Genomic DNA, 26,671 nt, shown 5'->3' with positions numbered 1-26,671 from the left:
CGAGTTGCGAAGATCACGCGTCGATCTCGCACGATCGCAGGATGGCGTCGATCGAGCTAGGGTCGGCCGCGTTCGAGGGACGCGACGATCCGTGAGGGGGCTCGGATGATCGAGTTCCAGGCCGTGCGCAAGGAATACGACAACGGCACCGTCGCCGTCCACGAGCTGAGCCTGTCGGTGCAGTCGGGCACCATCACCGTGCTGGTGGGGCCGTCGGGGTGCGGCAAGACCACCCTGATGCGGATGGTGAACCGGATGATCGAGCCGTCGTCGGGCACTGTGCTGGTCGGGGGCGCGGACGTGCGTGACCGCGACCCGGCGCAGCTGCGCCGCGGCATCGGCTACGTCATCCAGCAGGCCGGGCTGTTCCCGCACCGCACCGTGCTGGACAACATCGCGACCGTGCCGGTGCTGTCGGGCGCCAGCCGGCGCGCCGCCCGGACGCGCGCCGGGGAGCTGCTCGAACTGGTCGGGCTCCCGCAGCACCTCGGCAGCCGCTACCCGGCGCAACTGTCGGGCGGCCAGCAACAGCGCGTCGGGGTGGCGCGGGCGCTGGCCGCCGACCCGCCGGTGCTGCTGATGGACGAGCCGTTCAGCGCCGTCGACCCGGTGGTGCGCGAGGGGCTGCAGGACGAGCTGCTGCGGCTGCAGGGCGAGCTGGACAAGACCGTCCTGTTCGTCACCCACGACATCGACGAGGCGATCAAGCTCGGGGAGAAGGTGGCGGTGCTGCGGCAGGGCGGCCACCTGGTGCAGTACGCCGAGCCGGACGACTTGCTCGCCGAACCGGCCGACGACTTCGTGACGTCGTTCGTGGGCCGCGACCGGGGCTACCGGCGGCTGTCCTTCGTGGACTCCGACGGGGTGCGGCCGAAACCGGTCTGCACGGTGGACCTCGGCGAGCGGACGCAGCCGAACCCGGAGTGGCGGCTGGCGCTGGACGCGGCGGGCCGACCGCGCGGCTGGCTGCCGCCGGGCACCGGGGTGGACGGTCCGCTCACCGAGGACCAACTGGTCGCCGGCGGCTCGCTCTACACCGAGCACACGTCGCTGCGCGGTGCGCTGGACGCCGCGCTGTCCGCGCCGTCAGGGCTGGGTGTCGTGGTCGACGACGACGGCCGCTACGTCGGCGTGATCACCGCCCGGCACGTCCTGGACGTGCTGGACCAGCAGCGGGGTGGGGTGCCGTGATCGACTTCTTCGCCAGCCCCAGCAACCGCGAACTGGTGCTCGCGCAGCTCGCCGAGCACCTCTACCTGGCTCTGCTGCCGCTGCTGCTCGGCGTTCTGCTGGCCCTGCCGCTGGGGCGGCTCGCCCAGCGGGTGCCGTGGCTGCGTGGCCCCCTGCAGGCCGCGGCGAACATCGTCTACACGATCCCGTCGCTGGCGCTGTTCGTGCTGATCCCCGGCATCCTCGGCACACCGCTGCTGTCGTCGGCCAACGTGGTCATCGCCCTCACCCTCTACACCGCGGCGCTGCTGGTGCGCCCGGTGCTGGACGCGCTGGAGTCCGTGCCCGCGCACGTCGTCGCCGCGGCCACCGCGATGGGCTACCGGCCGGGGCGGCGGTTTTTGGCGGTGGAGCTGCCGCTGGCGGTGCCGGTGCTGGCCGCCTCGGTGCGGGTGGCGTCGGTGAGCAACATCAGCCTGGTCAGCGTGGGCGCGCTGGTGGGCATCGGCGGGTTGGGGCGGCTGTTCACCGACGGCTTCCAGCGCGACTACCCGGTACAGATCGTGGTGGGCATCGTGCTGACGCTGCTGCTGGCGCTGGTGGTGGACCTGCTGCTGGTGGTGCTGTGGCGGTGGGCGACCCCGTGGGCGAGGCGCGCATGATCGACGAGATCGTCATCTGGCTGACCGACCCGGCGCACTGGACCGGGCCGGGCGGCCTGCTGGCACAGACCCTCCGCCACCTGTACTACTGCGTGCTCTCGGTGACCGTCGCGGCACTGATCGCCGTGCCCCTGGGCGTCTACATCGGACACACCGGGCGGGGTTCGGTGGTCGTGGTGGGGCTGAGCAACGCGATGCGCGCGCTGCCCACGCTGGGCCTGGTGACGCTTTTGGTGCTCGGCTTCGGGCTGGGCGAGGCGCCCGCGCTGGCCGGGCTCGTGGTGCTGGCCGTCCCGGCGATCCTCTCCGGCGCCTACGCCGGTGTCCGCAACGCCCCGGCCGACGCGGTCGACGCGGCCAGGGGCGTGGGCATGACGTCCGCGCAGCGCCTGTGGCAGGTCGAGCTGCCCACCGCGCTGCCGCTGGTGCTCGGCGGGGTGCGCAGCGCGATGTTGCAGGTGGTGGCCACCGCGGCGGTCGCTGCCTACGTGGGGCTCGGCGGGCTGGGCCGAATCCTGCTGGACGGGTTGAAGATCAGCGACTACGCGCAGATGGCGTCGGCGGCGATCGCGATCGCGGTGCTGGCGGTGCTGCTGGACCTGGTGTTGGCCGGTGCGACGCGGTTGCTGGTGCCGCGCGGCCTGGTGCTGGCCGCCCGACGAGGAGGTAGGGATTGATGAGGCGCTTGCTGGCGGGCGTGGCCGCGGCCGTTCTGCTGCTGACCGGCTGCGGCGCGCGGGACCCGTTGGAGGCCAACCGGGAGCAGGGCGGTGCGCTGGTGGTCGGCTCGGCCGACTTCGCCGAAAGCGAGCTGCTGATGCACATCTACGCGGAGGCGCTGAAAACCACCGGGGCGCAGGTGGAGACCCGGCCGCGCATCGGGGCTCGCGAGTTCTACGTCAACGCGGTCCGCAACGGTGAGCTGGCCGTGGTGCCCGACTACACCGGCAACCTGCTGGAGTACCTCGACCCCCAGTCGTCCGCCACCGAGTCCCAGCAGGTCTACGACCAGCTCCAGGGCGCTGTCGGGCCGGACATGGAGCTGCTGGAGCCGTCCCCGGCGGAGGACTCCGACGTGCTGGCGGTGACCGCCGCGACGGCCGCGACCGGGGTGCGGTCGATGGCCGATCTGGGGCCGCGCTGTGGCGAGTTCGTGCTCGGCGCGCCCGCCGAGTGGAAGTCGCGGTGGGAGGCCAGGATCGCCGTGGACTACGGCTGCCGGTTCAAGGAGATCCGCAGCGTGGAGGCGGGCACCATCACGGTGGACGCGTTGACCAGCAACCAGATCCAGGTGGCGAACCTGTTCACCACCTCGTCCCAGATCGCGGTGAACAACCTGGTGCCGCTGGCGGACCCGAAGCACATGTTCCCGGCACAGAACGTGGTCCCGCTGGTCCACAAGGGCGCGCTGACGCCGCAGCAGGCGGACGCGCTGAACCGGGTCTCCCGCGCGCTCGACACCGCCAAGCTCACCGAGCTCAACCGCCGCCTGGAGGTGGACAAGGCCAACCCGGCGGACGTCGCCAAGGAGTTCGTCGCCACGCTCGGCCGCTGACCACCCCGGCGGCGCGTCAGGCGGTGCGCCCGCTGATGCGGGTGGTCAGTTCCGCCGCCGTGCGCCGGACCTGCTCCGCCAGCTCCGGCCAGGTGTTGCCGCACTCGGTGCCGTCCGGGGTGTCGCAGAAATGGCGGAAGGTGACGCTGATCGAGGCGATCGGCCGGGCCGAGTGGTCGAACACCGCGCAGGCCACCGAGGCGAAACCCGCCGTCACGTAACCGTCCTCCACCGCCCAGCCGCGGCGGCGCTCGGCCGCCAGCAGGCGGCGCAGTTCCGGCAGGTTCCGCGGGCCCCGGTCGGTGCGCAGCACGAACTGCTCCCGCGAGGGCAGCAGGGCCCGCACGTGCGCGGCGGGCAGGTGCGCCAGCATCGCGCGCCCCGACGCGGTCAGCTGCGCGGGCAGCCGCACCCCCACGTCGGTGACCAGCGTCTGCGGCTGGGACGGCCGCTCCTTGATCAGATACAGCGACTCGCCCGCGTGCAGCACGCCCAGGTGCGCGGTGCGGCCCACCTGGTCCACCAGCCGCCGCAGCAGCGGCCCGGCGAGACGTTCCAACGGGTCGTGCCGCAGGTAGGCCGAGCCGAGTTCGAAGGCCGCCATGCCCAGCCCGTAGCGCCGCTCCTCCGGCAGGTGGATCGCGAACCCGGCCGACACCAGCTCCGCCAGCAGGTGGTAGGTCGTCGAGCGGGGCAGGCCGAGCTCGCGGGCGATGACGCTGGCCGACACCGGTCCCGCCCGCCCCGCCAGCACCTGCAGGATCGCCAACCCCCGCCGCAGCGCCGGGACGTCGCTGCTGCCACCCATCTGCGACCTCCCGTCTGGTATCTCAGACACTCTCACCCTATCCGGGCTTCAGCCAGCGCGGCAGCGGCGCTGGGATGGAGTCATGCAGGACAACGTGCTCGACGTCGGCCCGGAACCGCTGCGCCGCGACCAGGTGGTCCAGGTCGCCCGTGGCGGCGCCCAGGTGGCCCTGACCCAGCTCGCCGAGCAGGGCATCGCGGCGACCCGCAAACACATCGACGCGCTCGCCGCCGAGCAGCGGCCCGTCTACGGGGTCTCGACCGGTTTCGGCGCGCTGGCCGTCCGGCACATCCCGACCGACCGGCGCGCCGCCCTCCAGCAGTCCTTCGTGCGCTCGCACGCCGCGGGCGCCGGAGCGGCCGTCGAACCGGAGGTGGTGCGCGCGCAGATGCTGCTGCGCCTGCACACCATCGCCACCGGCCGCACCGGGGTCCGGCCGGAGACCGCGCACGCGCTGGTGGCGCTGCTCAACGCCGGGATCGTGCCGGTGGTGCACGAGTTCGGCTCCCTCGGCTGCTCCGGTGACCTCGCGCCGTTGGCGTCCGTGGCGCTGGCCCTCATCGGCGAGGGCGAGGTGTTCGACGCCGCCGGCCGCCGCCGCCCGGCCGCGGAGGCGCTCGCCGAGGCGGGCATCGAGCCGGTCTCGCTGGCCGAGAAGGAGGGCCTGGCGCTGACCAACGGCACCGACGGCATGCTGGGCATGCTCGTGCTCGCCGCACACGACCTGTCCGCCCTGCTCGACGTGGCCGACGTGACCGCGGCGATGAGCGTGGAGGCGCTGCTGGGCACCGACCGGGTCTTCGCCGCCGACCTGCAGCAGCTGCGCCCGCACCCCGGCCAGGCGGTGTCCGCGGCCCGGATGGCGGCGCTGCTGTCGGGTTCGGAGATCGTGGCCAGCCACCGGGGCCCCGACTGCACCCGGGTGCAGGACGCCTACTCGCTGCGCTGCGCCCCGCAGGTGCACGGCGCGGCCCGGGACACCGTCGCCCACGCCGAAACCGTGGCCGATCGCGAACTCGCCGCCGCCATCGACAACCCGGTGGTGCTCGAGGACGGACGCGTGGAGTCCAACGGCAACTTCCACGGCGCCCCGCTGGCCTACGTGCTGGACTTCCTGGCCATCCCGCTCGCCGACGTGGCGAGCATGGCCGAACGCCGCACCGACCGGATGCTCGACGTGGCCCGCTCGCACGGACTGCCCGCGTTCCTGGCCGACGACCCGGGCGTGGACTCGGGGCACATGATCGCCCACTACACGCAGGCCGGGCTGGTGTCGGAGCTGAAGCGGCTGGCGGTTCCGGCGTCGGTGGACTCCATCCCCACCAGCGCCATGCAGGAGGACCACGTGTCGATGGGCTGGTCGGCGGCGCGCAAGCTGCGCCGCGGCATCGACGGGCTGACAACCGTGCTCGCCGTCGAACTGCTCACCGCGGCCCGCGCCCTGGACCTGCGCGCCCCGCTGACCCCGGCCCCGGCCACCGCCGCGGTCCGCGACCTGCTGCGCGGCCGCGTGCCCGGCCCGGGCGCGGACCGCCACATCGCGCCGGAGATCGCCGCGGCCGAGGACCTGATCCGCTCCGGCGCGGTGCGCGCCACCGCCGCCGGATTCGTGGACTCCGCCCTGGAGGAGTCATGAGCGGTGTTCCAACTCTCGCTCATGTGAGCCGACCGGGTGCGGGTGTCCCGCAGTACACAGTGGACCGGAGGGTGGCATGACCGCTGAAGCACGAACCGTGCGGGCCCCGCGCGGCACGACCCTGACCGCGCGCGGCTGGAGCACCGAAGCACCGCTGCGGATGCTGATGAACAACCTCGACCCCGAGGTCGCCGAGCGGCCCGACGACCTGGTCGTCTACGGCGGCACCGGCAAGGCCGCGCGCAACTGGGCCTGCTTCGACGCGATCGTCCGCGAGCTCACCGACCTGCGCGAGGACGAGACGCTGCTGGTGCAGTCCGGCAAGCCCGTCGGGGTGCTGCGCACCCACGAGTGGGCGCCGCGGGTGCTGATCGCCAACTCCAACCTGGTCGGCGACTGGGCGAACTGGTCGGAGTTCCGCCGCCTCGACGCGCTCGGGCTGATGATGTACGGCCAGATGACCGCCGGATCGTGGATCTACATCGGCACCCAGGGCATCCTGCAGGGCACCTACGAAACCTTCGGCGCGGTGGCCCGCACGAAGTTCGGCGGCACCCTGGCCGGCACGCTGACCGTCACCGCCGGGCTCGGCGGCATGGGCGGCGCGCAGCCGCTCGCGGTGACCATGAACGAGGGCGCGGCGCTAATCGTCGAGTGCGATCCGGAACGCGCGCACCGCCGCGTCCGGCACGGCTACCTCGACGAGGTGGCCGACGGCATCGACGACGCCATCGACAAGGCGGTGGCGGCCAAGCAGCAGAGGCGGGCGCACTCGGTGGGGTTGATCGGCAACGCCGCGGAGGTGCTGCCGGAGCTGCTGCGGCGCGGCGTCCCGGTGGACATCGTCACCGACCAGACCTCCGCGCACGACCCGCTGTCGTACCTGCCGCTGGGCGTCGCCCTGGAGGACTGGGACGACTACGCGGCCAGCAAACCCGACGAGTTCACCGAGCGGGCCCGGGACTCGATGGCCAGGCACGTCGAGGCGATGGTCGGGTTCCTCGACGCCGGTGCGGAGGTCTTCGACTACGGCAACTCGCTGCGCGGCGAGGCGCAGCTCGGCGGCTACGAGCGGGCCTTCGCCTACCCCGGGTTCGTGCCCGCCTACATCCGGCCGCTGTTCTGCGAGGGCAAGGGCCCGTTCCGGTGGGCGGCGCTGTCCGGTGACCCGGCCGACATCGCCCGGACCGACCGGGCGATCCTGGAGCTGTTCGGGGAGGACGAGCACCTGGCGCGGTGGATCCGGCTGGCCGGGGAGAAGGTGTCCTTCCAGGGCCTGCCCGCGCGGATCTGCTGGCTCGGCTACGGCGAGCGCGCCAAGGCGGGGCTGCGGTTCAACGAGATGGTGGCGTCCGGGGAGCTGCGGGCGCCGGTGGTGCTCGGCCGCGACCACCTCGACTGCGGGTCGGTGGCCTCCCCGTACCGGGAGACCGAGGCGATGGCCGACACCTCCGACGCGGTCGCGGACTGGCCGCTGCTCAACGCCCTGGTCAACACGGCGTCCGGGGCCACCTGGGTGTCGCTGCACCACGGTGGCGGGGTCGGCATGGGCCGGTCGCTGCACGCCGGGCAGGTCAGCGTCGCCGACGGCACCGGGCTGGCGGCGCAGAAGCTGGAGCGGGTGCTGACCAACGATCCGGGCATGGGCGTGATCCGGCACGTCGACGCGGGATACGAGCGGGCCGAGCAGGTCGCCGCCGAACGCGGCGTCCGCACTCCGTTGGTGTGACCGGGGCGGGAATGCGCGGTGCTGGTGACGTGGAGTGAGGAGCAGGTGTGGCGGGTCCGAACGAGTTGATGGCGGCCATCGCCGAGGTGGGTGTCGACCGGCGGCGGGGCGGCTACTCGCGGCACGTCTTCGACGACGCCGAGCGGCAGTTGCGGGAGTGGTTCACCGAGCAGGCCGAGGCCCGCGGCCTGCGGGTGGAGGCCGACCGCAACACCAACATCTGGGCGTGGTGGGGCGAGCCGGGTGACGACGCGGTGGTCACCGGCAGCCACCTGGACTCGGTGCCCGGCGGTGGTGCCTTCGACGGCCCGCTGGGCGTGGTCAGCGCGTTGAGCGCCGTGGATCTGCTGCGCGCCCGGGATTTCCAGCCGCGGCGTCCGCTGGCTGTGGTGGTGTTCGCCGAGGAGGAGGGCGGCCGGTTCGGCGTTCCGTGCCTGGGTTCGCGGCTGCTGGCGGGCACGATCGACCGTGACCGCGCACTGGCCCTGCGCGACCCCGACGGCGTGACGCTCGCCGAAGCGGTGCGCTCCTTCGGCGCCGATCCCGCGCGGCTGGGGTGCGACGAGGAGGCGCTGCGGCGCATCGGGCAGTTCGTCGAGCTGCACGTGGAGCAGGGCCGCGGCCTGGTCGACCTGGACCGGCCGGTGGCGGTGGCGTCGTCGATCCTCGCGCACGGCCGGTGGCGGTTCCGGTTCCACGGCCAGGGCAACCACGCGGGCGCGACCCTGATCGGCGACCGGCGCGACCCGATGCTGCCCGCCTCGCGGTTGGTGCTGGAGGCGCGCCGGGTGGCCGCGGGCACCGAGGGCGGGCGGGCCACGGTGGGCCGCCTGGTGCCCAACCCAGGCGGCACCAACGTCATCCCCTCTACAGTGGACGTATGGCTGGACGCGCGGTCCCCCGAGGACCGCTCGACCCGCGCCATGGTCACCGAACTCTCCGCGCTGGCACGAGAATTCGCCGCCGCGGAAGGATGCGACGTGGCGGTGACCGAGGAGTCCTACGGGGACACCGTGCACTTCGACACCGCGTTCCGCGACCAGCTCAGCGGCCTGCTCGACGGCGCGCCCGCCCTGCCCACCGGGGCCGGGCACGACGCCGGTGTCCTCGCCGCCGAGGTGCCCGCGGCGATGCTGTTCGTGCGTAACCCGACGGGCATCAGCCACGCGCCCGAGGAACACGCCGAACCGGACGACTGCGAGTCGGGGGCGCAGGCGCTCGCCCGCGTCCTGGAACACCTGGCGGGGTGAGACGGATGACGACCTACTGGTGCGAATGGGCCTGGCTGCCCGAAGGCGCGCGGCCGGGCGTGGTCGTCGAGGTCACCGACGGCCGCATTACCGGGGTGGGCGCGGCGCAGCGCCCGCCCGAGCACGCCCAACGCCTCGCCGGCCTGACCCTGCCGGGCATGGCGAACGCGCACTCGCACGCGTTTCACCGGGCGCTGCGCGGCTGGAACACCGGAGCACGCGGCACGTTCTGGACCTGGCGCGAGCAGATGTACCAGGTGGCCGCGGCGCTGGACCCCGACCGCTACTACCAGCTGGCGCTGGGCGTCTACGCCGAGATGGCGGCGGCCGGGATCACCTGCGTCGGCGAGTTCCACTACGTGCACCACGACACCGGCGGCGCCCGCTACGCCGACCCGAACGTCATGGGCCACGCCCTCGCGCAGGCGGCCCAGGACGTCGGCATCCGGCTGACCCTGCTGGACACCTGCTACCTGGCGGGCGGTTTCGGCCGGCCGCTGCACGGCGTGCAGCTGCGCTTCTCCGACGGCGACGCGGCGGGCTGGGCCGACCGCCTCAGCGAGTCCACACTGGACGGGAGCCGGGTTCGTCTCGGTGCCGCACTGCATTCCGTCCGCGCGGTGCCGGCCGAGCAGATCCCGGAGGTGACCGCCTGGGCGCGCAAGACCGAAGCACCGCTGCACCTGCATCTGTCGGAGCAGCGCGCGGAGAACGAGGCGTGCCTCGCCGCCCACGGCCGCACCCCGACGCAACTGCTGGAATCGCACGGGGTCCTGGGCTGCGACGTCACCGCCGTACACGCCACGCACCTCGCCGCGGCGGACGTGGCGCTGCTCGGCGGCAGCGGCACCGGTGTGTGCCTGTGCCCGACCACCGAAGCCGACCTCGCCGACGGCATCGGCCCCGCCGCGGCACTGCGCGTCGCGGGCAGCCCGCTGTCGGTCGGCAGCGACGGGCACTCGGTGATCGACCCGTTCGCCGAGGTGCAGGCCGTGGAGTCCTACCAGCGCCTGGACAGCGAGACCCGCGGCCACTTCACCGCCGGTGACCTGCTGGAGGCGGCCACCGCGGCGGGACACCGGGCGCTCGGCTGGACCGACGCGGGCCGGCTCGACACCGGGGCCCGCGCCGACTTCGTCACCGTGGACCTCGGCTCGCCCCGCCTGGCGGGGGTCGCGCCGCAGGCCGTCCCGGCCGTCGCCCGCGCCGACGACGTGCGGGAGGTGTTCGTTGACGGCCGCCGCATCGTCCACGACGGCGCGCACGAGTCCATCGACGTGGCGCGGCAACTGCACGACGCGATCACCGCCCTACGCGGCTGAAACCCGCGCGTGTCTTCGCTCCTACGACCGACGAGGATCCAACGATGACGAGCACCGCCATCACCGGCATCGGCGAGCTGACGACCAACGACGAGGAGCTGGGCGCGCTCACCGACGCCGCGCTGGTCATCGACGGCGACCGGATCGCCTGGGTCGGGCCCGCCTCGCGCGCCCCCGCAGCCGACGAGCAGGTGGACGTGGCCGGGCGCGCGGTCCTGCCCGGCTGGGTGGACAGCCACACCCACCTGGTCTTTGCCGGGGACCGCACCGCCGAGTTCGCCGCCCGGATGGACGGCAAGCCCTACCAGGCCGGCGGCATCGCGGTGACCGTCCGGGCGACGCGTGCCGCCAGCGACGCAGAGCTGGCGGCCAACCTGCGCAAACACCTCGCCGAGGCCGCCGCGCAGGGCACCACCTACGTGGAGACCAAGACCGGCTACGGGCTGACCGTCGCCGACGAGCTGCGCGCGGCCCGCATCGCGGCGGAAGCCGACGAGGTGACGTTCCTCGGCGCCCACCTCGTCCCGCCCGGGGAGGACGCGGACCGCTACGTGGACCTGGTATGCGGCGAGATGCTCGACGCGGTGGCGCCGCACGTCGGCTGGTGCGACGTGTTCTGCGAGACGGGCGCCTTCGACGCCGACCAGTCGCGGCGGGTGCTGGTGGCGGCGAAGGAACGCGGCCTGGGCCTGCGGGTGCACGGCAACCAGCTCGCCCCGGGGCCGGGCGTGCAGCTGGCGGTCGAACTCGGCGCCGCCAGCGTGGACCACTGCACCTACCTCACGGAGTCCGATGTGGACGCCCTGGCGGGGTCGGACACGGTGGCGACGCTGCTGCCCGCGTGCGATATGTCCACGCGCCAACCGCTGCCCAACGCGCGGGCCCTGCTCGACGCGGGCGCGACCGTGGCCCTGGCGTCCAACTGCAACCCGGGGTCCTCGTACACGTCATCCATGGCGTTCTGCGTGACGACCGCGGTGCTGCAGATGCGGATGAGCATCGACGAAGCCGTGCGCGCCGCGACGTGGGGCGGAGCGCGGGCGCTGCGGCGCGAGTCCGGTGACGGTGCGGTCGGCATCCTGCGCGTGGGCGCCCGCGCGGACGTGCACGTCCTCGACGCACCCAGCGCGGCCTGGCTCGCATACCGGCCCGGAGTCCCGCTGACCCACGCCGTCTGGCGCAGGGGCACCCGCGTCAGATGAGCGCAGGTCCCCGCGTGCTCCACAACCTCGCCGTTACCGCCGGATTCCCGGTGCCGGCCGCCGCGCAATGACCACTGTGGACAGATTCAGTCGATCGCGGGGGCGCGCTGCTCCAGCAGTGCGTCGAGGACCACGCGCACGAGCGGATGCTCCTCCCGGCCGCACTGCACCGCCGCGAACACCCGGCGGGTCGGGGCCCGGCCCGCAACCGGCCGCGCGACCGCGCCGTGCTCATGGGAAATCGCGGTGCGCGGCACCAGGGCGACCCCCGTGCCCGCCGCCACGAGCGCCACGACGGCGTGGAAGTCGTCCGACGTGTGCGTGATCCGCGGCAGGAAACCCGCGCTCTCGCACGACACCTGCGCCACCGCGCGGCACGGGTTACCGGGCAGCGGCGCGATCCAGTCCTCGTCGCGCAACTCGTCCAACGCCACCTCGGCGGCCGCGCCCAGCCGGTGCTCCGGCGGCAGCACCACGTCGAACGGCTCGGCATAGAGCGGGAAACGGCTCACCCGCCGGGCATCGGCCTGCAACGTCGAGGTGTACTCCATCGAGATCGCGATGTCGATCTCCCCGGCCAGCAGCATCACCAGGCTGTTGTGCGCCTCGGCGTCGCGCACCAGCACCCGCACCCCCGGCGCCCGCTCCCGCAGCGCCACGATCGCCGGCGCGACCACCTGCGTGATCGCCGACGCGAACGACGCCACCTCGACGGTGCCGACGGTACCTCCCGCGCACGCGGCCAGGCTCGCCTCCGCGCGCTCCAGCTCCGCCAGCACCGCCTTGGCGTGCTCCACCAGCAGCTCACCCGCCGCGGTCAACCGCACCCGCCGCCCCTGCCGCACCAGCAGCGCCTGCCCGACCTCGTGCTCCAACGCGGTGAGCTGCTGCGACACCGCGGACGGCGTCAGATACAGCTTTTCCGCCGCCGCTCGCACCGTGCCGTGATCGGCGAGCGCGCGCAGGACCTGCAGCCGACGGGGGTCGATCACCCCCGGAGGGTACCCATCCGCTCGCGCGCCGCGACGAACGCAGCCACCGCCCGCTCCACGTCCGCCGCGCTGTGCGCCGCCGACATCTGGGTGCGGATGCGGGCCTTGCCCTTCGGCACCACCGGGTAGGAGAACCCGATGACGTACACGCCCTCCGCCAGCAGCAGGTCCGCCATCCGCGCCGCCTCGGCGGCGTCCCCGATCATCACCGGGATGATCGGATGCGATCCGGGAAGCAGGTCGAAGCCCTCCTCGGTCATCCGGCGGCGGAACAGCTCGCTGTTGTCCCGCAACCGCTGGCGCAGCTCCGGCTGCGCGGCCACCAGGTCCAGCGCCGCCAGCGACGCGGCCACGATCGACGGGGCCAGCGAGTTCGAGAACAGATACGGCCGGGACCGCTGGCGCAGCATCTCCACGATCTCGGCCCGCCCGGACACGTAGCCACCGCTGGCGCCACCGAGCGCCTTGCCCAATGTGCCGGTCACCACATCCACCCGGTCGGTCACGCCGAACAGCTCCGGGGTGCCCGCACCGGTCGGCCCGGTGAACCCGACGGCGTGCGAATCGTCGACCACCACCAGCGCCCGGTGCTCGTCGGCGAGCGCGCAGATCTCGTCCAGCGGCGCCAGATAGCCGTCCATCGAGAACACGCCGTCGGTGACGACCAGTTTGCGCCGCGCGTCCCGGTGCTCCTCCAGCAACCGCGCCAGATCAGCCATGTCGCGGTTGCGGTAGCGGGCGCGCCGCGCCTTGCACAACCGGATGCCGTCGATGATGCTCGCGTGGTTCAACTCGTCGGAGATCACCACGTCCCGCTCGTCGAGCAGCGTCTCGAACAGCCCGCCGTTGGCGTCGAAGCACGAGCTGTACAGGATCGTGTCGTCGGTGCCCAAAAACCGCGACAGCCGCCGCTCCAGCTCCTTGTGCGGGGCCTGCGTGCCGCAGATGAACCGCACTGACGCCATCCCGAAACCCCACTTGGCCAGTGCCTGCTCGGCGGCTGCGACCAGCGCCGGGTGATCGGCCAACCCCAGGTAGTTGTTCGCGCAAAAGTTGAGCACCTCGGTACCCGCGACCCCCACCCGGGCGCGCTGCGGCGAATCCAGCACCCGCTCGTCCTTGTACAGGCCGGCGGCGCGGATCTCGGCCAGCTCGGCCCGCAGGTCATCGGCGAACGCGTACATCAGGCGGAACCTCCCGCTGTCCAGTCCAGAATGACCTTGCCGCAACGGCCACCGCGGGCCGTCTCGAACGCCTCGGCGTGCTGCGTGTAGGGGAACCGGTGCGTGATCACCGGCGACAGGTCCAGGCCCGCCTCCAGCAGCACCGACATCGAGTACCAGGTCTCGAACATCTCCCGCCCGTAGATGCCCTTGACGGTGAGCATCTTGAACACCACGGCGCTCCAGTCCACCGCGAAACTTTCGGCGGGCAACCCCAGCATCGCGATCCGGCCGCCGTGCGCCATGTTCGCCACGACCTCCCGCAGTGCGGCGGGCTGCCCGGAAACCTCCATGGCGACGTCGAAGCCCTCGCTCATCCCCAGCTGCTGCTGTGCGTCGGCGACCCGGGTCTTCGACACGTTCACCGCCAGGTCCACGCCGACGCGCCGCGCCAGCTCCAGCCGGTGCTCGCTGACGTCGGTGATCACCACGTGCCGCGCCCCGGCGTGCTTGGCGACGCTCGCGGCCATCAGCCCGATCGGGCCCGCACCGGTGATCAGCACGTCCTCGCCGACGACCGGGAAGCTGAGCGCGGTGTGCACCGCGTTGCCGAACGGGTCGAAGATCGCCGCGACGTCCGGGTCCACCTGCCCACGATGCACCCACACGTTCTGCTCCGGCAGCACCGCGAACTCGGCGAACGCCCCGTCGCGGTGCACGCCCAGCCCCTCGGTGTGCGCGCACAGGTGCCGCCGCCCGGCGAGGCAGTTGCGGCACCGGCCGCACACCAGGTGCCCCTCGCCGCTGACGAAGTCACCGACCCTCGTCTGGGTGACAGCGGCGCCGACCGCCACCACCTCACCGGCGAACTCGTGGCCCACCACCAGCGGCGTCGGCACCGTGCGCGCCGCCCAGTCGTCCCACGACGCGATGTGCAGGTCCGTCCCGCAGATCCCGGTGCGCACGACCCGCACCACGACCTCGTTCGGGCCGGGCGTGGGGTCGGGCAGCTCGGTCAGCTCCAGACCGGGTGCGGGTGAGGTCTTCACCAGTGCACGCAAGGTCCTTCCCTCTCTCCTCAATGGCTGCAACGGAGTTTCGCGCCGGACCGCGGGCAGGTCCATCTCGACTTTCTGCACTGCCTGGTTAGCGGACCTGCACAACGCGCCCCGCCCGTCGGGCGACGAGCGGGGCGCGGGAACACCGGTGCTCAGCCGAGCCAGTCCCAGCCGCCGGGCACCGGCCTGCCGTTGTGCAGGACCGAGTGGTGCGAGCTCGAGTACGAGTTGTGCTGGAAGTTCTGGTTGTGCTCCGGACCGTTCTGCGTCGAATGGTTGTGCTGCGACACCGGCTGCCCGTGGTGCTGCACCGAGTGCTGCGTCGAGATGGAGTGCTGTAGCTGCGGCGCGGGCGTGGTCTGCGGCTCGTCGGCGAAGACGGCGTTGTACACCGCGGACACCTGGGCCAGGCCATGCGGTTCGTCGACCGCGGCGGCGGTTCCGGTGGTGCCCAGCGTGGCCAGGCCGATGAACAGGGTGCTGGCGAGCAGACGTCGCATGAAGCGTTCCTCCGTGATCGTTCGGGCTGTGGCAGAAGGGAGGTGATCACACTCCGACGGAACCTGCCGAGTGGATCCCCATGACGGGGACCAACTTCCCAATTCCGGGGGACACCCGAGCGGTGCCGTCTTGACCTCCACCTCAGTGGAAGTCACAGGATCGGGTGGAACACGACCAGCGAGTAGCCTTCGATGACGCCCGTGCTGCCCGACATCACCCGCCGCGACGTTGGCACCATCCTCGTGAGCGCGTGGCTGGTGGGCACGCCCCAGCGGCAGCGCGCCACGGTCGACGCCACCATCGCCGAATGGCGCGTCGCGCCGCGGCCACCGGCGTTCCTGTCGCTGAACTGCTTCATCAGCGCCGACGGCACGACGGTCCTCAACTACGCGCAGTGGACCGACGACGACGCGCACCGCGAGTTCATGCGCACCACCGGCCGACCCTGGTGCGCGGCATCGACGAAGTCGTGCCCGGCATCGAGCGCCCCGGGCTGGTCCGGTACCGGCTGCGCGGCAGCATCGTGGCGCCCGACCAGAGACCGGCGAACCTGGTCGCCGTCCGCACCGTCGACACCGACGGCCACGACGCGGCCCGCCACCTGGTCACCGACGTCCACGACCGGATCGCCGGCCCGCCGCTGCCCCAGGGCCTCGTCGCGGCCCACTTCCACATCAGCACCGACGGCACCCGCGTCCTGCTCTACGAGGAGTGGACGGACGCGGAATCGGCGACCACCAGCACCCACCACACCGAACCCCTGACGCCCAGCAACCTCTACCACCTACACCGCAGCCTCACCCGGGTGTCGTGACCGCCTGGAGCAAGGGAACTTTCCTGCCACAACGGGCCCGGTGGGGGTGGAGCACAGGAACCTTTCTGCCACTTCGGCTCACGAAGAGCAGCAAGGGAACTTTCCTGCCACAACGGGCCCGGCGGAGGTGGAGGAAGGGAGCTTTCCTGTCACCGCTGGCCCGGGAGGCGGCACGGGAACCTTTCTGTCGCCTGGTGCGGAGGTGCGGGCATGGCGGGGAGTCCGCCGGTGCCGGTGCGATGGGGAAGTGGGCGAGTGGTGCGCGCAGTGTGGAGCCGGGAACCTTCCTGCCCAGCAGGTCCCCGAGCTCCCAGGCGCGATGAATCTCAGCGGCGCAATCCTGCCTCGGGTGGGGCCAGGGCAGGGCCGGGATCTCCGACGGGGCGGAGGCGCCGCGCCTCAGTCGTCGTCGGCGTCGTCGCGGGCGAGGAACGTGGCCAGCCGCTCGGTGGCGTCCTCGAACTCCGGGTTGAGGTCGACGAAGGCCCGCATCCGGTCGGCGACCCACGCCAGGGTGACCTCGTCGTCACCGCGACGATCCTCGAGCTCCTCAATGCCGCGGTCGGTGAAGTACACCGTTTCCTCCTCGTTCTCTCCGATGTCTGCCGATGCGATCTGCCTGGCAGAACAGCAGGGTACGAAACCCCGCCGCGACCTCAACAAGGGAACCTTCCTGCCACCCGTCAGGCCAGGGGCGGGTAAAAGGAACGGGCCGCCGGTTCCGGGGAACCGGCGGCCCGCTTCGAGCCCGGGATCAGGCGAAGGCGTTGTTCACGACCTCGGCCTGCTCGACCTCGTGGACCTTGGCCAGACCGGTCGCCGGGGCGGCCATCGCGCGACGCGACACTCGCTTGAGGCGACCCAGCAGCTGCGGGAACAGCTCCGGCAGCGCCAGACCCAGGAACGGCCAGGCGCCCTGGTTCGCCGGCTCCTCCTGCACCCAGCGGATCTCGTCGGCGTTCGCGTAGCGCTCGAAGATCGCACCCAGCTTGCGGTGCGGCAGCGGGTACAGCTGCTCCAGACGCACGATCGCGGTGTCGGTGATGCCGTTCTTGTCGCGGTGCGCGGCCAGCTCGTAGTAGAGCTTGCCGGTGCACAGCACCACGCGGCGCACCGACTTCGGGTCCGGCTGCGTCGGGTCGTCGATCACCGAGGTGAACTTGCCTTCGGTGAACGCTTCGACCGGGCTGGTCGCCGCCTTCAACCGCAGCATCGACTTCGGCGTGAACACCACCAGCGGGCGGTGGATGCCGTCCAGCGCGTGCCGCCGCAGCAGGTGGAAGTAGTTCGCCGGGGTCGACGGCATCGCGACCGTCATCGAACCCTCGGCGCACAGCTGCAGCCAGCGCTCGATGCGACCGGAAGTGTGGTCCGGGCCCTGGCCCTCGTGGCCGTGCGGCAGCAGCAGGACCACATCGGAACGCTGACCCCACTTCGCCTCACCGGACGAGATGAACTCGTCGATGATCGACTGGGCGCCGTTGAAGAAGTCGCCGAACTGCGCCTCCCACAGCACCAGCGCGTCGGGGTTGCCGACCGAGTAGCCGTACTCGAAGCCCAGCGCCGCGAACTCCGACAGAGCCGAGTCGTAGACCATGAACTTCGCCTGGTCCGGCGACAGGTGCTGCAGCGGCGTGTACTCGCTGTTGTTCTTGCGGTCGATGAGCACCGAGTGTCGCTGGCCGAACGTGCCGCGGCGGCTGTCCTGACCGGTCAGGCGGACCTGACGGCCCTCCATGACCAGCGAACCGAACGCCAGCAGCTCGCCGAAGGCCCAGTCGATGCCGCCCTCGCGGCCCATCTTGGCGCGCCGCTCCAGAACCGGCTTGACCCGCGGGTGCGGGGTGAAGCCCTCCGGCAGGTTGATCTGCGACTCGGCGATCCGCTCCACGACCTCCCGCGGAATCGCGGTCGACAGACCCTTGGGCAGCTGCTGCTCGGACTCCACCGACGGGCTCGGCTCCGGCGGGTGCTTCTCCAGCTCGCGCACCTCGTTGAACACGTGCTCCAACTGGGCGGCGTAGTCCTTCAGGGCCTTCTCGGCCTCGTCGACGGTGATGTCACCGCGTCCGATCAGAGCCTCGGTGTAGACCTTGCGGACGCTGCGCATCTTGTCGATGGCGTCGTACATCTTCGGCTGCGTCATCGACGGGTCGTCGCCCTCGTTGTGGCCGCGACGGCGGTAGCAGACCATGTCGATCACGACGTCCTTGCCGAACGCCTGGCGGTACTCCACGGCCAGCTTCGCCACCCAGACGCACGCCTCCGGGTCATCACCGTTGACGTGAAACACGGGGGCACCGATCATCTTCGCCACGTCGGTGCAGTACTTGCTGGACCGCGAGTTCTCCGGCGCGGTGGTGTAACCGACCTGGTTGTTCACGATCACGTGGACCGTGCCGCCGGTGCGGTAGCCCCGCAGCAACGACAGGTTCAGGGTCTCGGCGACCACACCCTGCCCGGCGAACGCGGCGTCACCGTGCAGCAGCACCGGCAGGACGGTGAAGCCCTCCTGACCCTTGTCCAGGAGGTCCTGCTTGGCACGGACGATGCCCTCCAGCACCGGGTCCACGGCCTCCAGGTGCGACGGGTTGGACGTCAGCGACACCTTCGTCTCGCCGTCGCCGAACATCCGGAAGTACTTGCCCTCGGCGCCGAGGTGGTACTTCACGTCACCGGAACCGTGCGCCTGCCCCGGGTCCAGGTTGCCCTCGAACTCGCGGAAAATCTGCGAGATCGGCTTGCCGACGATGTTGGCCAGCACGTTGAGCCGACCGCGGTGCGGCATGCCGATGACGACCTCGTCGAGCTCGTGCGCCGCCGCGGTGTCCAGCACCGCGTCCAGCAGCGGCACCACGGTCTCGGCACCCTCCAGCGAGAACCGCTTCTGCCCGACGTACTTGGTCTGCAGGAATGTCTCGAACGCCTCGGCCGCGTTGAGCTTCGACAGGATGTACTTCTGCTCGGACGCCTCAGGCTTGGTGTGCGGCTTCTCGACCCGCTGCTGCAGCCACTCCCGCTCGTCGGGCTCGAGGATGTGCATGTACTCGATGCCGACGGTGCGGCAGTACGAGTCGCGCAGCACGCCCAGCACGTCGCGGAGCTTCATGTGCTCCTTGCCGGCGAAGCCACCGACGGCGAACTCCCGGTCCAGGTCCCACAGCGTCAGGCTGTGCGACAGCACGTCGAGGTCCTCGTGCCGCCGCTGCCGGTAGTTCAGCGGGTCGATGTCGGCCATCAGGTGGCCGCGGGTGCGGTAGGCGTCGATCAGCTCCAGCACCCGGGCGGTCTTGTCGACCGCGCCCTCCGGGATGTCCTGCGTCCAGCGCACCGGCTCGTACGGGATGCGAAGCGACGCGAAGATGTCGTCGTAGAAACCGTCCTCGCCCAGCAGCAGCTGGTGCATCCTGCGCAGGAAGTCACCGGACTCGGCGCCCTGGATCACCCGGTGGTCGTAGGTGGACGTCAGCGTCACGATCTTGCTGATGCCCATGTCGACCAGCGTCTTCTCGCTGGCGCCCTGGAATTCGGCCGGGTAGTCCATCGCGCCGACGCCGATGATCGCGCTCTGCCCCCTGGTCAGCCGCGGCACCGAGTGGTTGGTGCCCGACGGGCCCGGGTTGGTCAGCGAGATCGTGGTGCCGGCGAAGTCGTCCGCGGTCAGCGAGTTGCTGCGCGCCTTGCGGATGATGTCCTCGTATGCCTGCCAGAACTGGTAGAAGGTCATGTCCTCGCAGCCCTTGATGGAGGCGACCACGAGGTTGCGCGACCCGTCCTTGCCCGGCAGGTCGATCGCCAGACCCAGGTTGATGTGCTCCGGCGTGACGACCGCGGGCTTGCCCTTGGCGTCCTCGCCGTAGTGGCGGTTCATGTTCGGGAAGTCCTTCACCGCCTGGACCAGCGCGTAGCCGATCAGGTGGGTGAACGAGACCTTGCCGCCCTTGTTCCGCTTCAGGTGGTTGTTGATGACGATTCGGTTGTCGAACAGCAGCTTGGCCGGCACCGCGCGCACGCTCGTGGCGGTCGGCACGGTCAGCGACTGGTCCATGTTCTTGGCGATCGCAGCCGCGGCACCGCGCAACGGCTTGACGTCCCCACCAGCCTGCGGCTCCTTGACCGGAGCAGCCTTGGCTGCCTGCTGTGGGGAGGGCTTGGGCGCAGCAGCGGGCTTCGTCGCCGGGGCGGTCGCAGTGGCGGGAACCTGGCCGTTGGACTCGCTCGTCCGGGTGGCGGTAACCGTGGTCGTCGGTTGGGCCGCTGTCGCGGTGGCCGCAGCAGCGGTGTTCTCGATGGCTGCCTGGCCCGGCTTGTAGTCGGCGAAGAATTCGTGCCACGCCGAGTCTACGGATGTGGGATCTTGGAGGAACTGCTCGTACATCTCCTCGATCAACCACTCGTTGGGGCCGAACTGTGACGCAGGGCTGCTGGACACGGCTGGCGTTCGCCTCGATCCATATGCTCGTGGTTTACAGACACACTCGGATACCAGGCTAGCGGTCCGATTCGCGAGGTTGACACACAGTACGGCCATTCGGGCGGAAGAGCTCCGTCACAAGATCGATCAGGAAAGCCCTGATGAGGGGTGAGAGACCCTGTTCGGCTCACAAGAACGATCGACGACCGCCGTAGCATGTCCCACTCGGTTCAGCGCTGCTGGTACTACTCCATCTGGGTTGTCGTCCACGACCAGTATGACGTTTCACGGACACACTGTGTCCCGGACCGCCCGATCCCTTCGAGCGCATCGACACCTCGCACCGCACCAGCCACGCCCACCCCAGCCCGGCGGGACCAACACCAACCGGCCGTGGCGGTCGGTGCCAGGAGGATCCCTGGCACGCCGCGCGCCGCCCGCAGCAGCCCCGGGATGACAGAAAGGTTCCCCTGCTCCAACCCGCGACGCCCGGGCGGAAGTGGCAGGAAGGTTCCCTTGCGCACGTCACGGCACCCGCCGCACGGGAAGCCGGGTGGCAGGAAAGTTCCCTTGCTTCGGTCAGGCGATGTTGGTGGCGTCGAGTTCGTCGGGTTCGGCATCCGCCGACGCCGCCCGCCACAGGCGCGCGTAGTGGCCACCGGCGTCGAGCAGGTCGTCGTGTGTGCCCTGCTCGACGATCCGGCCGCCGTCGACCACCACGATCCGGTCGGCGCGCGCCGCGGTCGCCAGCCGGTGCGCGACGACGAAAGTCGTGCGCCTGGCGGCGAGCCGGTCGCTGGCCGCGATCACCATCGACTCCGTCGCCGGATCCAGGGCCGCGGTCGCCTCGTCCAGCAGCAGGATGTCCGGGTCGACCAGCTGCGCGCGGGCCAGCGCGACGAGCTGACGCTGCCCCGCGGACAACCCCCGCCCCCGCTCACCGACCTGCTGCCGGAACCCGTGCGGCAGCATCGCGATCCCCGGCAGCGCCCCGACGGCCCGCGCCGCCGCCTCGATCTCGGCCGGGGTCGCGTCGGGCCGCGCGTAGGCGATGTTGGTGGCGATGTCCCCGGTGAACAGGTGCCCCTCCTGCGGGACGACGGCCAGCCGCTGGTGGAACGCGGCCAGGTCGTAACGCCGGATGTCGACCCCGTCGACCAGCACGGAGCCCTCGGTGGCGTCGTAGAACCGGGCGATGAGCTTGATCAGCGTCGACTTACCGGCACCGGTGGCGCCCACCAGCGCCACCGTCTCGCCCGGCGGCACCCGCAGTTCGATGTCGCGCAGGGCGAACTGGTCGGTGCCCGGATACCGGAACGAGACCCCGCGCAGCTCCACCTCGCCGTCGAACCGCGGCGGCACGGGCACCGGCTCAGCGGCTTCGGGAACCGAGGTGGGCGTGCGCAGCAGGTCTGCGATCCGCCGCAGCCCCACCTTCGCCTGCTGGTACCCGTCGAACACACCGGACAACTGCTGCACCGGTGAGAAGAACAGGCCGAGGTAGAGCAGGAACGCCACCAGCACCCCCGCAGTGAGATCACCGGAGGCGACCCGCGCCGCGCCCACGCCCAACACCGCGGCCTGCGCGATCTCGGACAGCAGCGCGACGAACGGGAAGTAGGTGGCGATGTAGCGCTGTGCCCGCAGCCGCGAACGCCGGTAGGCGTCACTGCGCTGGGCGAACGCCTTCGCCGCGTGCCCCTCGCGGCGGTGCGCCTGCGCCACCCGCATCCCGGAGACGTTCTCCTGCAGGTCGGCGTTGACCGTGCTCACCCGCTCCCGTGCCTCCGCGTACGCAGTCGACGAAACCCTCCGGAACAGCACGGTCGCCACCACCAGCACCGGCAGGACCGCCAAGGCCACCAGTGCCAGCGACACGTCGGTGACCAGCAACGCCCCGCTGATCCCCACCAGGGTCAACGCGCTGACCACGAACGTCGCCAACCCGGTTTGCAGGAACGTCGACAGCGCGTCGACGTCGGTGGTCATCCGGGTCATGATCCGCCCCGCAAGCTCCCGCTCGTAGTAGTCCAGGCCGAGCCGCTGCAGGTGCGCGAAGCTGCGCAGCCGCAGCAAATAGAGCAGCGTCTCGCCGGTGCGCGCGGTGACCACCGTCTGCAGCTTGACCACCAGCCACCCGGCCGCCACGACGAGCGCCCCCACCCCCGTGGCCACCCACAGCACGTCGACATCACCAGCGCTCACGCCGCCGTCGATGCCGTGCCGCACCAGCGACGGCAGCAGCACCGAGGTCAACGCGTCCCCGGCGACCAGCAGCACCGTCAGCAGCAGGCCCCAGCGGATGGGCCGCAGCAACCGGGCCAGCCGGAACCGCGGATCAGGGGCGGTGGGGTCCTCGTCGCGCAGCACCGGTTGGTCGGTTGCGGGCGGGAGCGTGCGGATGCCCTCGACCAGCTCCGGGGTCGGCGGCATCACCATGCCACCCATGCCGCCCATGGCGCGCGGCCCGGCCGGGGTCGGCGCGCTGCTCGCGAACGCGAACTCGTCCTTCTCGACCGGCGGCCACAGCTCCGGCGTGGTCCCCGCCCCGTCCGCCGAGTCGCGGCCATCGCAGCGGTCGTCGATCGACTCACCCGGCCCGGCCAGCAGCGACCGGAACAGCTCGCACCGCTGCGTGAGCTCCTGCTCGGTGCCGACGTCCACCACCCGGCCCTCGTCGAGCACGGCGATCCGGTCCGCCAGCGCCAGCGTCGACCTGCGGTGCGCGATCAACAACGTCGTGCGCTGCGCCGTCACTGAGCGCAGCGTGTCGTGGATGGCGGCTTCGGTGGCCGGGTCCACGGCCGACGTGGCGTCGTCGAGCACCAGGATCCGCGGGTTGGACAGCAGCGCCCGCGCCAGGGCCACCCGCTGCCGCTGACCACCGGACAACGTCAGGCCGCGCTCACCGACCACCGTGTCGTAGCCGTCGGCGAGCGCGGTGATGAAATCGTGCGCCTCGGCCGCCTTCGCCGCGGCGACGATCTCCGCTTCGGTGGCGTCCGGACGGCCGTAGGCGATGTTGCCGCGGATGGTGTCGGAGAACAGGAACGCCTCCTCGAACACGACCCCCACCGCGGACCGCAGCGAATCCAACCGCAGGTCGCGAATGTCGTGTCCCGGGGAACCGTCCCCCTCCGGGCCGATCGTGATGCTCCCCGAATGCACGTCGTAGAACCGGGGCAGCAGCAGCGACACCGTCGACTTGCCCGACCCGGCCGGGCCCACCAGCGCCACCGTCTCGCCCGGGCGGACGTGCAGTGAGGCGTTGTTGAGCACCGGCTGGTCGCGGGTGTAGCCGAAGCTCACGTCGGTCAACCGCACCTGCAGGGGACCCGCCGGCAGCACCGCGGCGTCCGGCTTGTCCTGCACCTCCGGCTGCGAGTCGATCAACTCGTGGATGCGCTCCACCCCGGCGCGCGCGAGCTGCGCCTGGATCATCACGCTCGACAGCATCCGGGCCGGGCCGGACAGCATCGCCACGTAACCGGCGAACGCGACGAACGTGCCCAGGCTGACCTGCCCCTGCAGCACCATCCACCCGCCGAGGCCCAACACCCCGACCTGCCCGGCGGAAGGTAGCGCGGCCAGGCTCGCCGCCGGCAGCGACGTCATCCGCGCCGCGCGCAGCCGCTCGGCGAACAGTCGCCGCGCCCGAGCCTCCAGGCGCCCGACCTCCCGCTCCTCCTGGCCGAAGCCCTTCACCACGCGGACCCCGGTCACCGTCTCCTCGACCTGCTGCGCGATGTCGGCGGCCCGCTGCTGGGCCGACCAGGTCGCCGGGAACAGGCTCTTCTTGCTGCGCGCCGACACCACGGCGATCAACGGCGCGACCACCAGCGCCACCACCGTCAGCAGCGGCGACAGCCACAGCATCGCGGCCAGTGCGAACAGCGCCAGCACCGCCGTCCCGGCCGCCAGGGGCAGCATCGCCAGCAGCGAGTGCACCAGCTGCAGATCGCTGATCGACCGGGACACCACCTGCCCGGTGCGTAGGGCGTCCTGCTTGCCGCCGTCGAGCCGCTGCATCGCCGCGAACACCGCCCGGCGCAGGTCGTGCTGCACGTCCAGCGCCAGTCGCCCCGCGCTGTAGCGGCGCACGAACGCCGAGCCGAAGCGGAACAGGCCCAACCCCACCAGGGCGAGCACGATCCACCACAACCGGTCGGTGCTGTTCGCGACCGCGTCGTCAACCGCAAGCTTGGTCAGCAGCGGGACCAGCGCCTCCAACCCCACTGCGGTGACCGAGGCGCCCATCGCCAGGCACAGGGCCACCGGGTGGCGTCGGCAGGCGGCGAAGAGGCGGCGGATCCAGCCGCCCGTCGACGGGGGACTACCGGAGTCGCTCACCCCGCCAGGTTATTCCGCGCCACCGACCGCGCAGCCCGCGTCATCCACCGATGTGACCTCACCAACCCGGTCCGCGGAGGTGGAGCAAGGGAACTTTCCTGTCACCAGGCGGTCGCGAAGGCCGTGAGCCTGCCCCCGAACCCGCTGGTTGGCGGGGTGGGTGTCGGCGGGATGGATTGCAGAAAAGTTCCCTTGCTCCAGGAGGCGTCAGGCGATGTCGCGGCGGCGACTGATCAGCCATCCACCGGTGATGAACAGGGCGGTGTAGACGGCGAACGTCAGCAGGCTCGCCCACCACGGGTGGCCGTAGTCGCCGCCGAAGAACAGGTGCAGGAACTCGAACGCGGCGCGCGGGATGTTCGGCTCGTCCGGGCCCGCCACCGCCGCCACGAACAGCGGCACCGCCAGATTCGACACGATCCCGTTGCCCGCCGCGCCCGGCAGATAGGGGCCGATCCCGGCCGCATGGGAGTCCATCAGCCCCAGTGACAGGATGAACTCGACCACGAACTTGTAGACCAGCGGCACGATGATCGCGAGCACCGCGTTGGCGACCAGCGCCCCGAAGCCGACGCCCAGCAGCGTCCACAGGACCATCGCCAGCACGCCCGCGGCGCCGACGCTGATCCAGTCGACCGGGTCGCCGAAGTTCCTGAAGTCCTGACCGGCCCCGAGCAGCCCGCCCAGGCTCGCGCTGAGCACGTTGGTCAACCCGTACACGAACCCGACAGCCCCGTAGGCGACGAGCTTCGCGCACAGCACAGCCCCGCGCGGGTTGCCGGTCAGGTAGGTGGTCGTGATGCTCTTGTTGCGGTGCTCGCCCGCGTACGCCATGGCCCCGAACAGGGCCGCGAAGATGGTGCTGAAGTTCGTCGACATCGACACCGACAGCAGACCGAGCGGGACCGACCGGTTGAACTGTTCGACCATGTCGATGATCGCCACCACGGCGGTACCCAACCAGCCCGCCCCGAAACCGAGCAACGCCACCGGGATGAGCAGTGCCCACCACAGGTTGGTGGTGAAGATCTTGCGGAACTCGGCCCTGATCAGCCCAAGCATCAGGCATTCCCCCCGAAACCACGACCCGCGCCGCCCGGCGGGGCCCACTGCTGCGCGTCCGCCGGCGGCCGAGCCCCGGTGTACTGGCCGCTGGTGAGTTGGAAGAACAACTCCTCAAGCCCGATCCGCTCGTCCTGCATCCCGTACAGTGCGACCCCGGCTTCCAGCGCGAGGTCCGCCACCGTCCGCGAATCAGCGCCATTGACGGCGAGCCTGCCGTCGGGGAGGTACTCGATGCCGAACCCGGCGTGCTGCAGTGTGTCGGCCAGCCTGCCGGGCTCGGCGGCCTGCACCAGGGCGCGGGAGCGCTGCGCCGCGCGGAGCTCGTCGAGATGCCCGTCGTAGACGCACCTGCCCCGGCTGATGATCACCAGCTGGTCGACGGTGTGCTCGATTTCCCGGAGGAAGTGGCTGGACATCAGCACCGTGCGACCGCTCGCGGCGAAGGTTCTCAGGAAGTTGCGCAGCCAGGCGATGCCCTCCGGGTCCAGTCCGTTGGCGGGCTCGTCCAGCACCAGCACCTGCGGGTCGCCGAGCAGCGCCGTGGCCAGCGCCAGGCGCTGCCGCATGCCCAGTGAGAACACGCCCGTCTTGTGTTTGCCCGCGCTGGCCAGGCCGACCAGCTCCAGGGCCCGGTCGACCTGCGCGTCCGGCACGCCCATGGCAGCGGCGTAGCAGCGCAGGTGGTTGCGCGCGGTGCGGCCGGGGTGGAAGCTCTGCGCGTCCAGCACCGCCCCGACCACGTGCGCCGGGTTCGGCAGCCGGTGGAACGGCAGACCGTTGATCGTCGCGGTGCCCGCGGTGGGCGCGACCAAACCGAGGATCATGCGGAGGGTCGTCGTCTTGCCGGAACCGTTCGGGCCGATGAACCCGGTGACCGCACCAGGCCGCACCGTGAAGCTGAGGTCCTGCACGGCGTGGATCGGACCGAAGCTCTTGCTGAGCCCCCGCACCATGATCTGGCCGCTGCCGTCGTGCACGCG

21 protein-coding genes are annotated in these 26,671 nt (G+C 71.5%); 10 read left to right on the top strand and 11 right to left on the bottom strand.

Translation table 11 applies throughout. From position 1 onward, the window contains the following. Nucleotides 1-105: 105 nt before the first annotated feature. The 4 genes from IEY17_RS23075 to IEY17_RS23060 are packed head-to-tail and all read left to right on the top strand — an operon-like array spanning nucleotide 106 to nucleotide 3,387. Nucleotides 106-1,191, top strand: a complete 1,086-nt coding sequence (locus tag IEY17_RS23075) for an ABC transporter ATP-binding protein (RefSeq protein ID WP_188991217.1) — start codon at nucleotides 106-108, stop codon at nucleotides 1,189-1,191. Next, complete coding sequence (locus IEY17_RS23070) at nucleotides 1,188-1,832, top strand: ABC transporter permease (protein WP_188991215.1); 645 nt, start codon at nucleotides 1,188-1,190, stop codon at nucleotides 1,830-1,832. The genes IEY17_RS23075 and IEY17_RS23070 overlap by 4 nt, the downstream gene beginning before the upstream one ends. Next, complete coding sequence (locus tag IEY17_RS23065; RefSeq protein ID WP_188991279.1) at nucleotides 1,829-2,509, top strand: ABC transporter permease; 681 nt, start codon at nucleotides 1,829-1,831, stop codon at nucleotides 2,507-2,509. Before IEY17_RS23070 ends, IEY17_RS23065 begins: the two co-directional genes overlap by 4 nt. Further along, nucleotides 2,509-3,387: an ABC transporter substrate-binding protein gene (locus IEY17_RS23060; protein ID WP_188991213.1), complete on the top strand. Its 879-nt coding sequence runs from the start codon at nucleotides 2,509-2,511 to the stop codon at nucleotides 3,385-3,387. Before IEY17_RS23065 ends, IEY17_RS23060 begins: the two co-directional genes overlap by 1 nt. 16 nt (nucleotides 3,388-3,403) lie before the next feature. Here IEY17_RS23060 and IEY17_RS23055 read toward each other — a convergent pair whose 3' ends face one another. Further along, nucleotides 3,404-4,195: an IclR family transcriptional regulator gene (locus IEY17_RS23055; RefSeq protein WP_188991211.1), complete on the bottom strand. Its 792-nt coding sequence runs from the start codon at nucleotides 4,193-4,195 to the stop codon at nucleotides 3,404-3,406. Nucleotides 4,196-4,277: 82 nt separating this feature from the next. Here IEY17_RS23055 and hutH point away from each other — a divergent pair, with 82 nt between their 5' ends. The 5 genes from hutH to hutI all read left to right on the top strand — a co-directional run bounded on the left by hutH (nucleotide 4,278) and on the right by hutI (nucleotide 11,334). Further along, nucleotides 4,278-5,831 (top strand): histidine ammonia-lyase, encoded by a 1,554-nt coding sequence (gene hutH, locus IEY17_RS23050; RefSeq protein ID WP_188991209.1) that lies wholly within the window; start codon nucleotides 4,278-4,280, stop codon nucleotides 5,829-5,831. Nucleotides 5,832-5,907: 76 nt separating this feature from the next. Then, nucleotides 5,908-7,560 carry a urocanate hydratase gene (gene hutU, locus IEY17_RS23045; RefSeq protein WP_188991207.1) on the top strand — a complete coding sequence of 551 codons (1,653 nt, stop codon included), beginning with the start codon at nucleotides 5,908-5,910 and terminating at the stop codon, nucleotides 7,558-7,560. Between the two features lie 68 nt (nucleotides 7,561-7,628). Continuing rightward, nucleotides 7,629-8,810 carry an allantoate amidohydrolase gene (locus IEY17_RS23040; protein WP_188991277.1) on the top strand — a complete coding sequence of 394 codons (1,182 nt, stop codon included), beginning with the start codon at nucleotides 7,629-7,631 and terminating at the stop codon, nucleotides 8,808-8,810. A 5-nt stretch (nucleotides 8,811-8,815) separates the two neighbouring features. Continuing rightward, complete coding sequence (locus IEY17_RS23035) at nucleotides 8,816-10,132, top strand: formimidoylglutamate deiminase (protein WP_188991205.1); 1,317 nt, start codon at nucleotides 8,816-8,818, stop codon at nucleotides 10,130-10,132. A gap of 44 nt (nucleotides 10,133-10,176) precedes the next feature. Beyond that, nucleotides 10,177-11,334, top strand: coding sequence for an imidazolonepropionase (hutI, locus tag IEY17_RS23030; protein WP_188991203.1), 1,158 nt, complete (start codon nucleotides 10,177-10,179; stop codon nucleotides 11,332-11,334). A gap of 86 nt (nucleotides 11,335-11,420) precedes the next feature. On the opposite strand, the gene IEY17_RS23025 is transcribed toward hutI, so the two are convergent. The 5 genes from IEY17_RS23025 to IEY17_RS23005 all read right to left on the bottom strand — a co-directional run bounded on the left by IEY17_RS23025 (nucleotide 11,421) and on the right by IEY17_RS23005 (nucleotide 15,433). Then, on the bottom strand, nucleotides 11,421-12,326 hold the full coding sequence (locus IEY17_RS23025; protein ID WP_188991201.1) for a LysR family transcriptional regulator: 906 nt from the start codon (nucleotides 12,324-12,326) through the stop codon (nucleotides 11,421-11,423). Continuing rightward, nucleotides 12,323-13,510 carry a glycine C-acetyltransferase gene (locus IEY17_RS23020; protein WP_188991199.1) on the bottom strand — a complete coding sequence of 396 codons (1,188 nt, stop codon included), beginning with the start codon at nucleotides 13,508-13,510 and terminating at the stop codon, nucleotides 12,323-12,325. Before IEY17_RS23020 ends, IEY17_RS23025 begins: the two co-directional genes overlap by 4 nt. Then, the gene (gene tdh, locus IEY17_RS23015) at nucleotides 13,510-14,550 is read right to left on the bottom strand and encodes an L-threonine 3-dehydrogenase (RefSeq protein ID WP_188991197.1); all 1,041 of its coding nucleotides are present in this window, start codon (nucleotides 14,548-14,550) and stop codon (nucleotides 13,510-13,512) included. Before tdh ends, IEY17_RS23020 begins: the two co-directional genes overlap by 1 nt. A gap of 149 nt (nucleotides 14,551-14,699) precedes the next feature. Further along, on the bottom strand, nucleotides 14,700-15,047 hold the full coding sequence (locus tag IEY17_RS23010; RefSeq protein ID WP_188991194.1) for a hypothetical protein: 348 nt from the start codon (nucleotides 15,045-15,047) through the stop codon (nucleotides 14,700-14,702). Between the two features lie 152 nt (nucleotides 15,048-15,199). Beyond that, nucleotides 15,200-15,433 carry a hypothetical protein gene (locus tag IEY17_RS23005; protein WP_188991193.1) on the bottom strand — a complete coding sequence of 78 codons (234 nt, stop codon included), beginning with the start codon at nucleotides 15,431-15,433 and terminating at the stop codon, nucleotides 15,200-15,202. 9 nt (nucleotides 15,434-15,442) lie between these two features. Here IEY17_RS23005 and IEY17_RS23000 point away from each other — a divergent pair, with 9 nt between their 5' ends. Beyond that, nucleotides 15,443-15,862 (top strand): hypothetical protein, encoded by a 420-nt coding sequence (locus IEY17_RS23000; protein WP_188991191.1) that lies wholly within the window; start codon nucleotides 15,443-15,445, stop codon nucleotides 15,860-15,862. Between the two features lie 399 nt (nucleotides 15,863-16,261). Here the strand turns inward: IEY17_RS23000 and IEY17_RS22995 are convergent, their stop codons facing one another. From IEY17_RS22995 to IEY17_RS22975, 5 genes are all read right to left on the bottom strand, one after another. After that, on the bottom strand, nucleotides 16,262-16,438 hold the full coding sequence (locus tag IEY17_RS22995; RefSeq protein ID WP_188991189.1) for a DUF6104 family protein: 177 nt from the start codon (nucleotides 16,436-16,438) through the stop codon (nucleotides 16,262-16,264). Between the two features lie 178 nt (nucleotides 16,439-16,616). Continuing rightward, a complete protein-coding gene (locus IEY17_RS22990; RefSeq protein ID WP_229680525.1) occupies nucleotides 16,617-20,240 on the bottom strand; it encodes a multifunctional oxoglutarate decarboxylase/oxoglutarate dehydrogenase thiamine pyrophosphate-binding subunit/dihydrolipoyllysine-residue succinyltransferase subunit in 3,624 nt (1,207 codons plus the stop codon). Nucleotides 20,241-20,855: 615 nt separating this feature from the next. Continuing rightward, on the bottom strand, nucleotides 20,856-24,626 hold the full coding sequence (locus IEY17_RS22985) for an ABC transporter ATP-binding protein (RefSeq protein WP_188991185.1): 3,771 nt from the start codon (nucleotides 24,624-24,626) through the stop codon (nucleotides 20,856-20,858). Nucleotides 24,627-24,833: 207 nt separating this feature from the next. Then, on the bottom strand, nucleotides 24,834-25,688 hold the full coding sequence (locus IEY17_RS22980) for an ABC-2 transporter permease (protein ID WP_188991183.1): 855 nt from the start codon (nucleotides 25,686-25,688) through the stop codon (nucleotides 24,834-24,836). Continuing rightward, nucleotides 25,688-26,668 carry an ABC transporter ATP-binding protein gene (locus tag IEY17_RS22975; RefSeq protein WP_188991182.1) on the bottom strand — a complete coding sequence of 327 codons (981 nt, stop codon included), beginning with the start codon at nucleotides 26,666-26,668 and terminating at the stop codon, nucleotides 25,688-25,690. The genes IEY17_RS22980 and IEY17_RS22975 overlap by 1 nt, the downstream gene beginning before the upstream one ends. Nucleotides 26,669-26,671: the final 3 nt, after the last annotated feature.

It is taken from the genome of Saccharopolyspora thermophila (assembly GCF_014646075.1).
Classification (GTDB): Bacteria; Actinomycetota; Actinomycetes; order Mycobacteriales; family Pseudonocardiaceae; genus Saccharopolyspora; species Saccharopolyspora thermophila.
This window is presented reverse-complemented; position numbering and strand designations above follow the sequence as displayed.

Excerpts from the sequence above, each read along its gene's own strand:
- IEY17_RS23020 (WP_188991199.1), bottom strand. The coding sequence starts at position 13,510 with ATGTACGCGTTCGCCGATGACCTGCGGGCCGAGCTGGCCGAGATCCGC.
- IEY17_RS23065 (WP_188991279.1), top strand. The coding sequence starts at position 1,829 with ATGATCGACGAGATCGTCATCTGGCTGACCGACCCGGCGCACTGGACC.
- hutI (WP_188991203.1), top strand. The coding sequence starts at position 10,177 with ATGACGAGCACCGCCATCACCGGCATCGGCGAGCTGACGACCAACGAC.
- hutU (WP_188991207.1), top strand. The coding sequence starts at position 5,908 with ATGACCGCTGAAGCACGAACCGTGCGGGCCCCGCGCGGCACGACCCTG.
- IEY17_RS23040 (WP_188991277.1), top strand. The coding sequence starts at position 7,629 with ATGGCGGCCATCGCCGAGGTGGGTGTCGACCGGCGGCGGGGCGGCTAC.
- hutH (WP_188991209.1), top strand. The coding sequence starts at position 4,278 with ATGCAGGACAACGTGCTCGACGTCGGCCCGGAACCGCTGCGCCGCGAC.
- IEY17_RS23010 (WP_188991194.1), bottom strand. The coding sequence starts at position 15,047 with ATGCGACGTCTGCTCGCCAGCACCCTGTTCATCGGCCTGGCCACGCTG.
- IEY17_RS23075 (WP_188991217.1), top strand. The coding sequence starts at position 106 with ATGATCGAGTTCCAGGCCGTGCGCAAGGAATACGACAACGGCACCGTC.
- IEY17_RS22980 (WP_188991183.1), bottom strand. The coding sequence starts at position 25,688 with ATGCTTGGGCTGATCAGGGCCGAGTTCCGCAAGATCTTCACCACCAAC.
- IEY17_RS23055 (WP_188991211.1), bottom strand. The coding sequence starts at position 4,195 with ATGGGTGGCAGCAGCGACGTCCCGGCGCTGCGGCGGGGGTTGGCGATC.
- IEY17_RS22990 (WP_229680525.1), bottom strand. The coding sequence starts at position 20,240 with ATGTACGAGCAGTTCCTCCAAGATCCCACATCCGTAGACTCGGCGTGG.
- IEY17_RS23060 (WP_188991213.1), top strand. The coding sequence starts at position 2,509 with ATGAGGCGCTTGCTGGCGGGCGTGGCCGCGGCCGTTCTGCTGCTGACC.
- IEY17_RS23035 (WP_188991205.1), top strand. The coding sequence starts at position 8,816 with ATGACGACCTACTGGTGCGAATGGGCCTGGCTGCCCGAAGGCGCGCGG.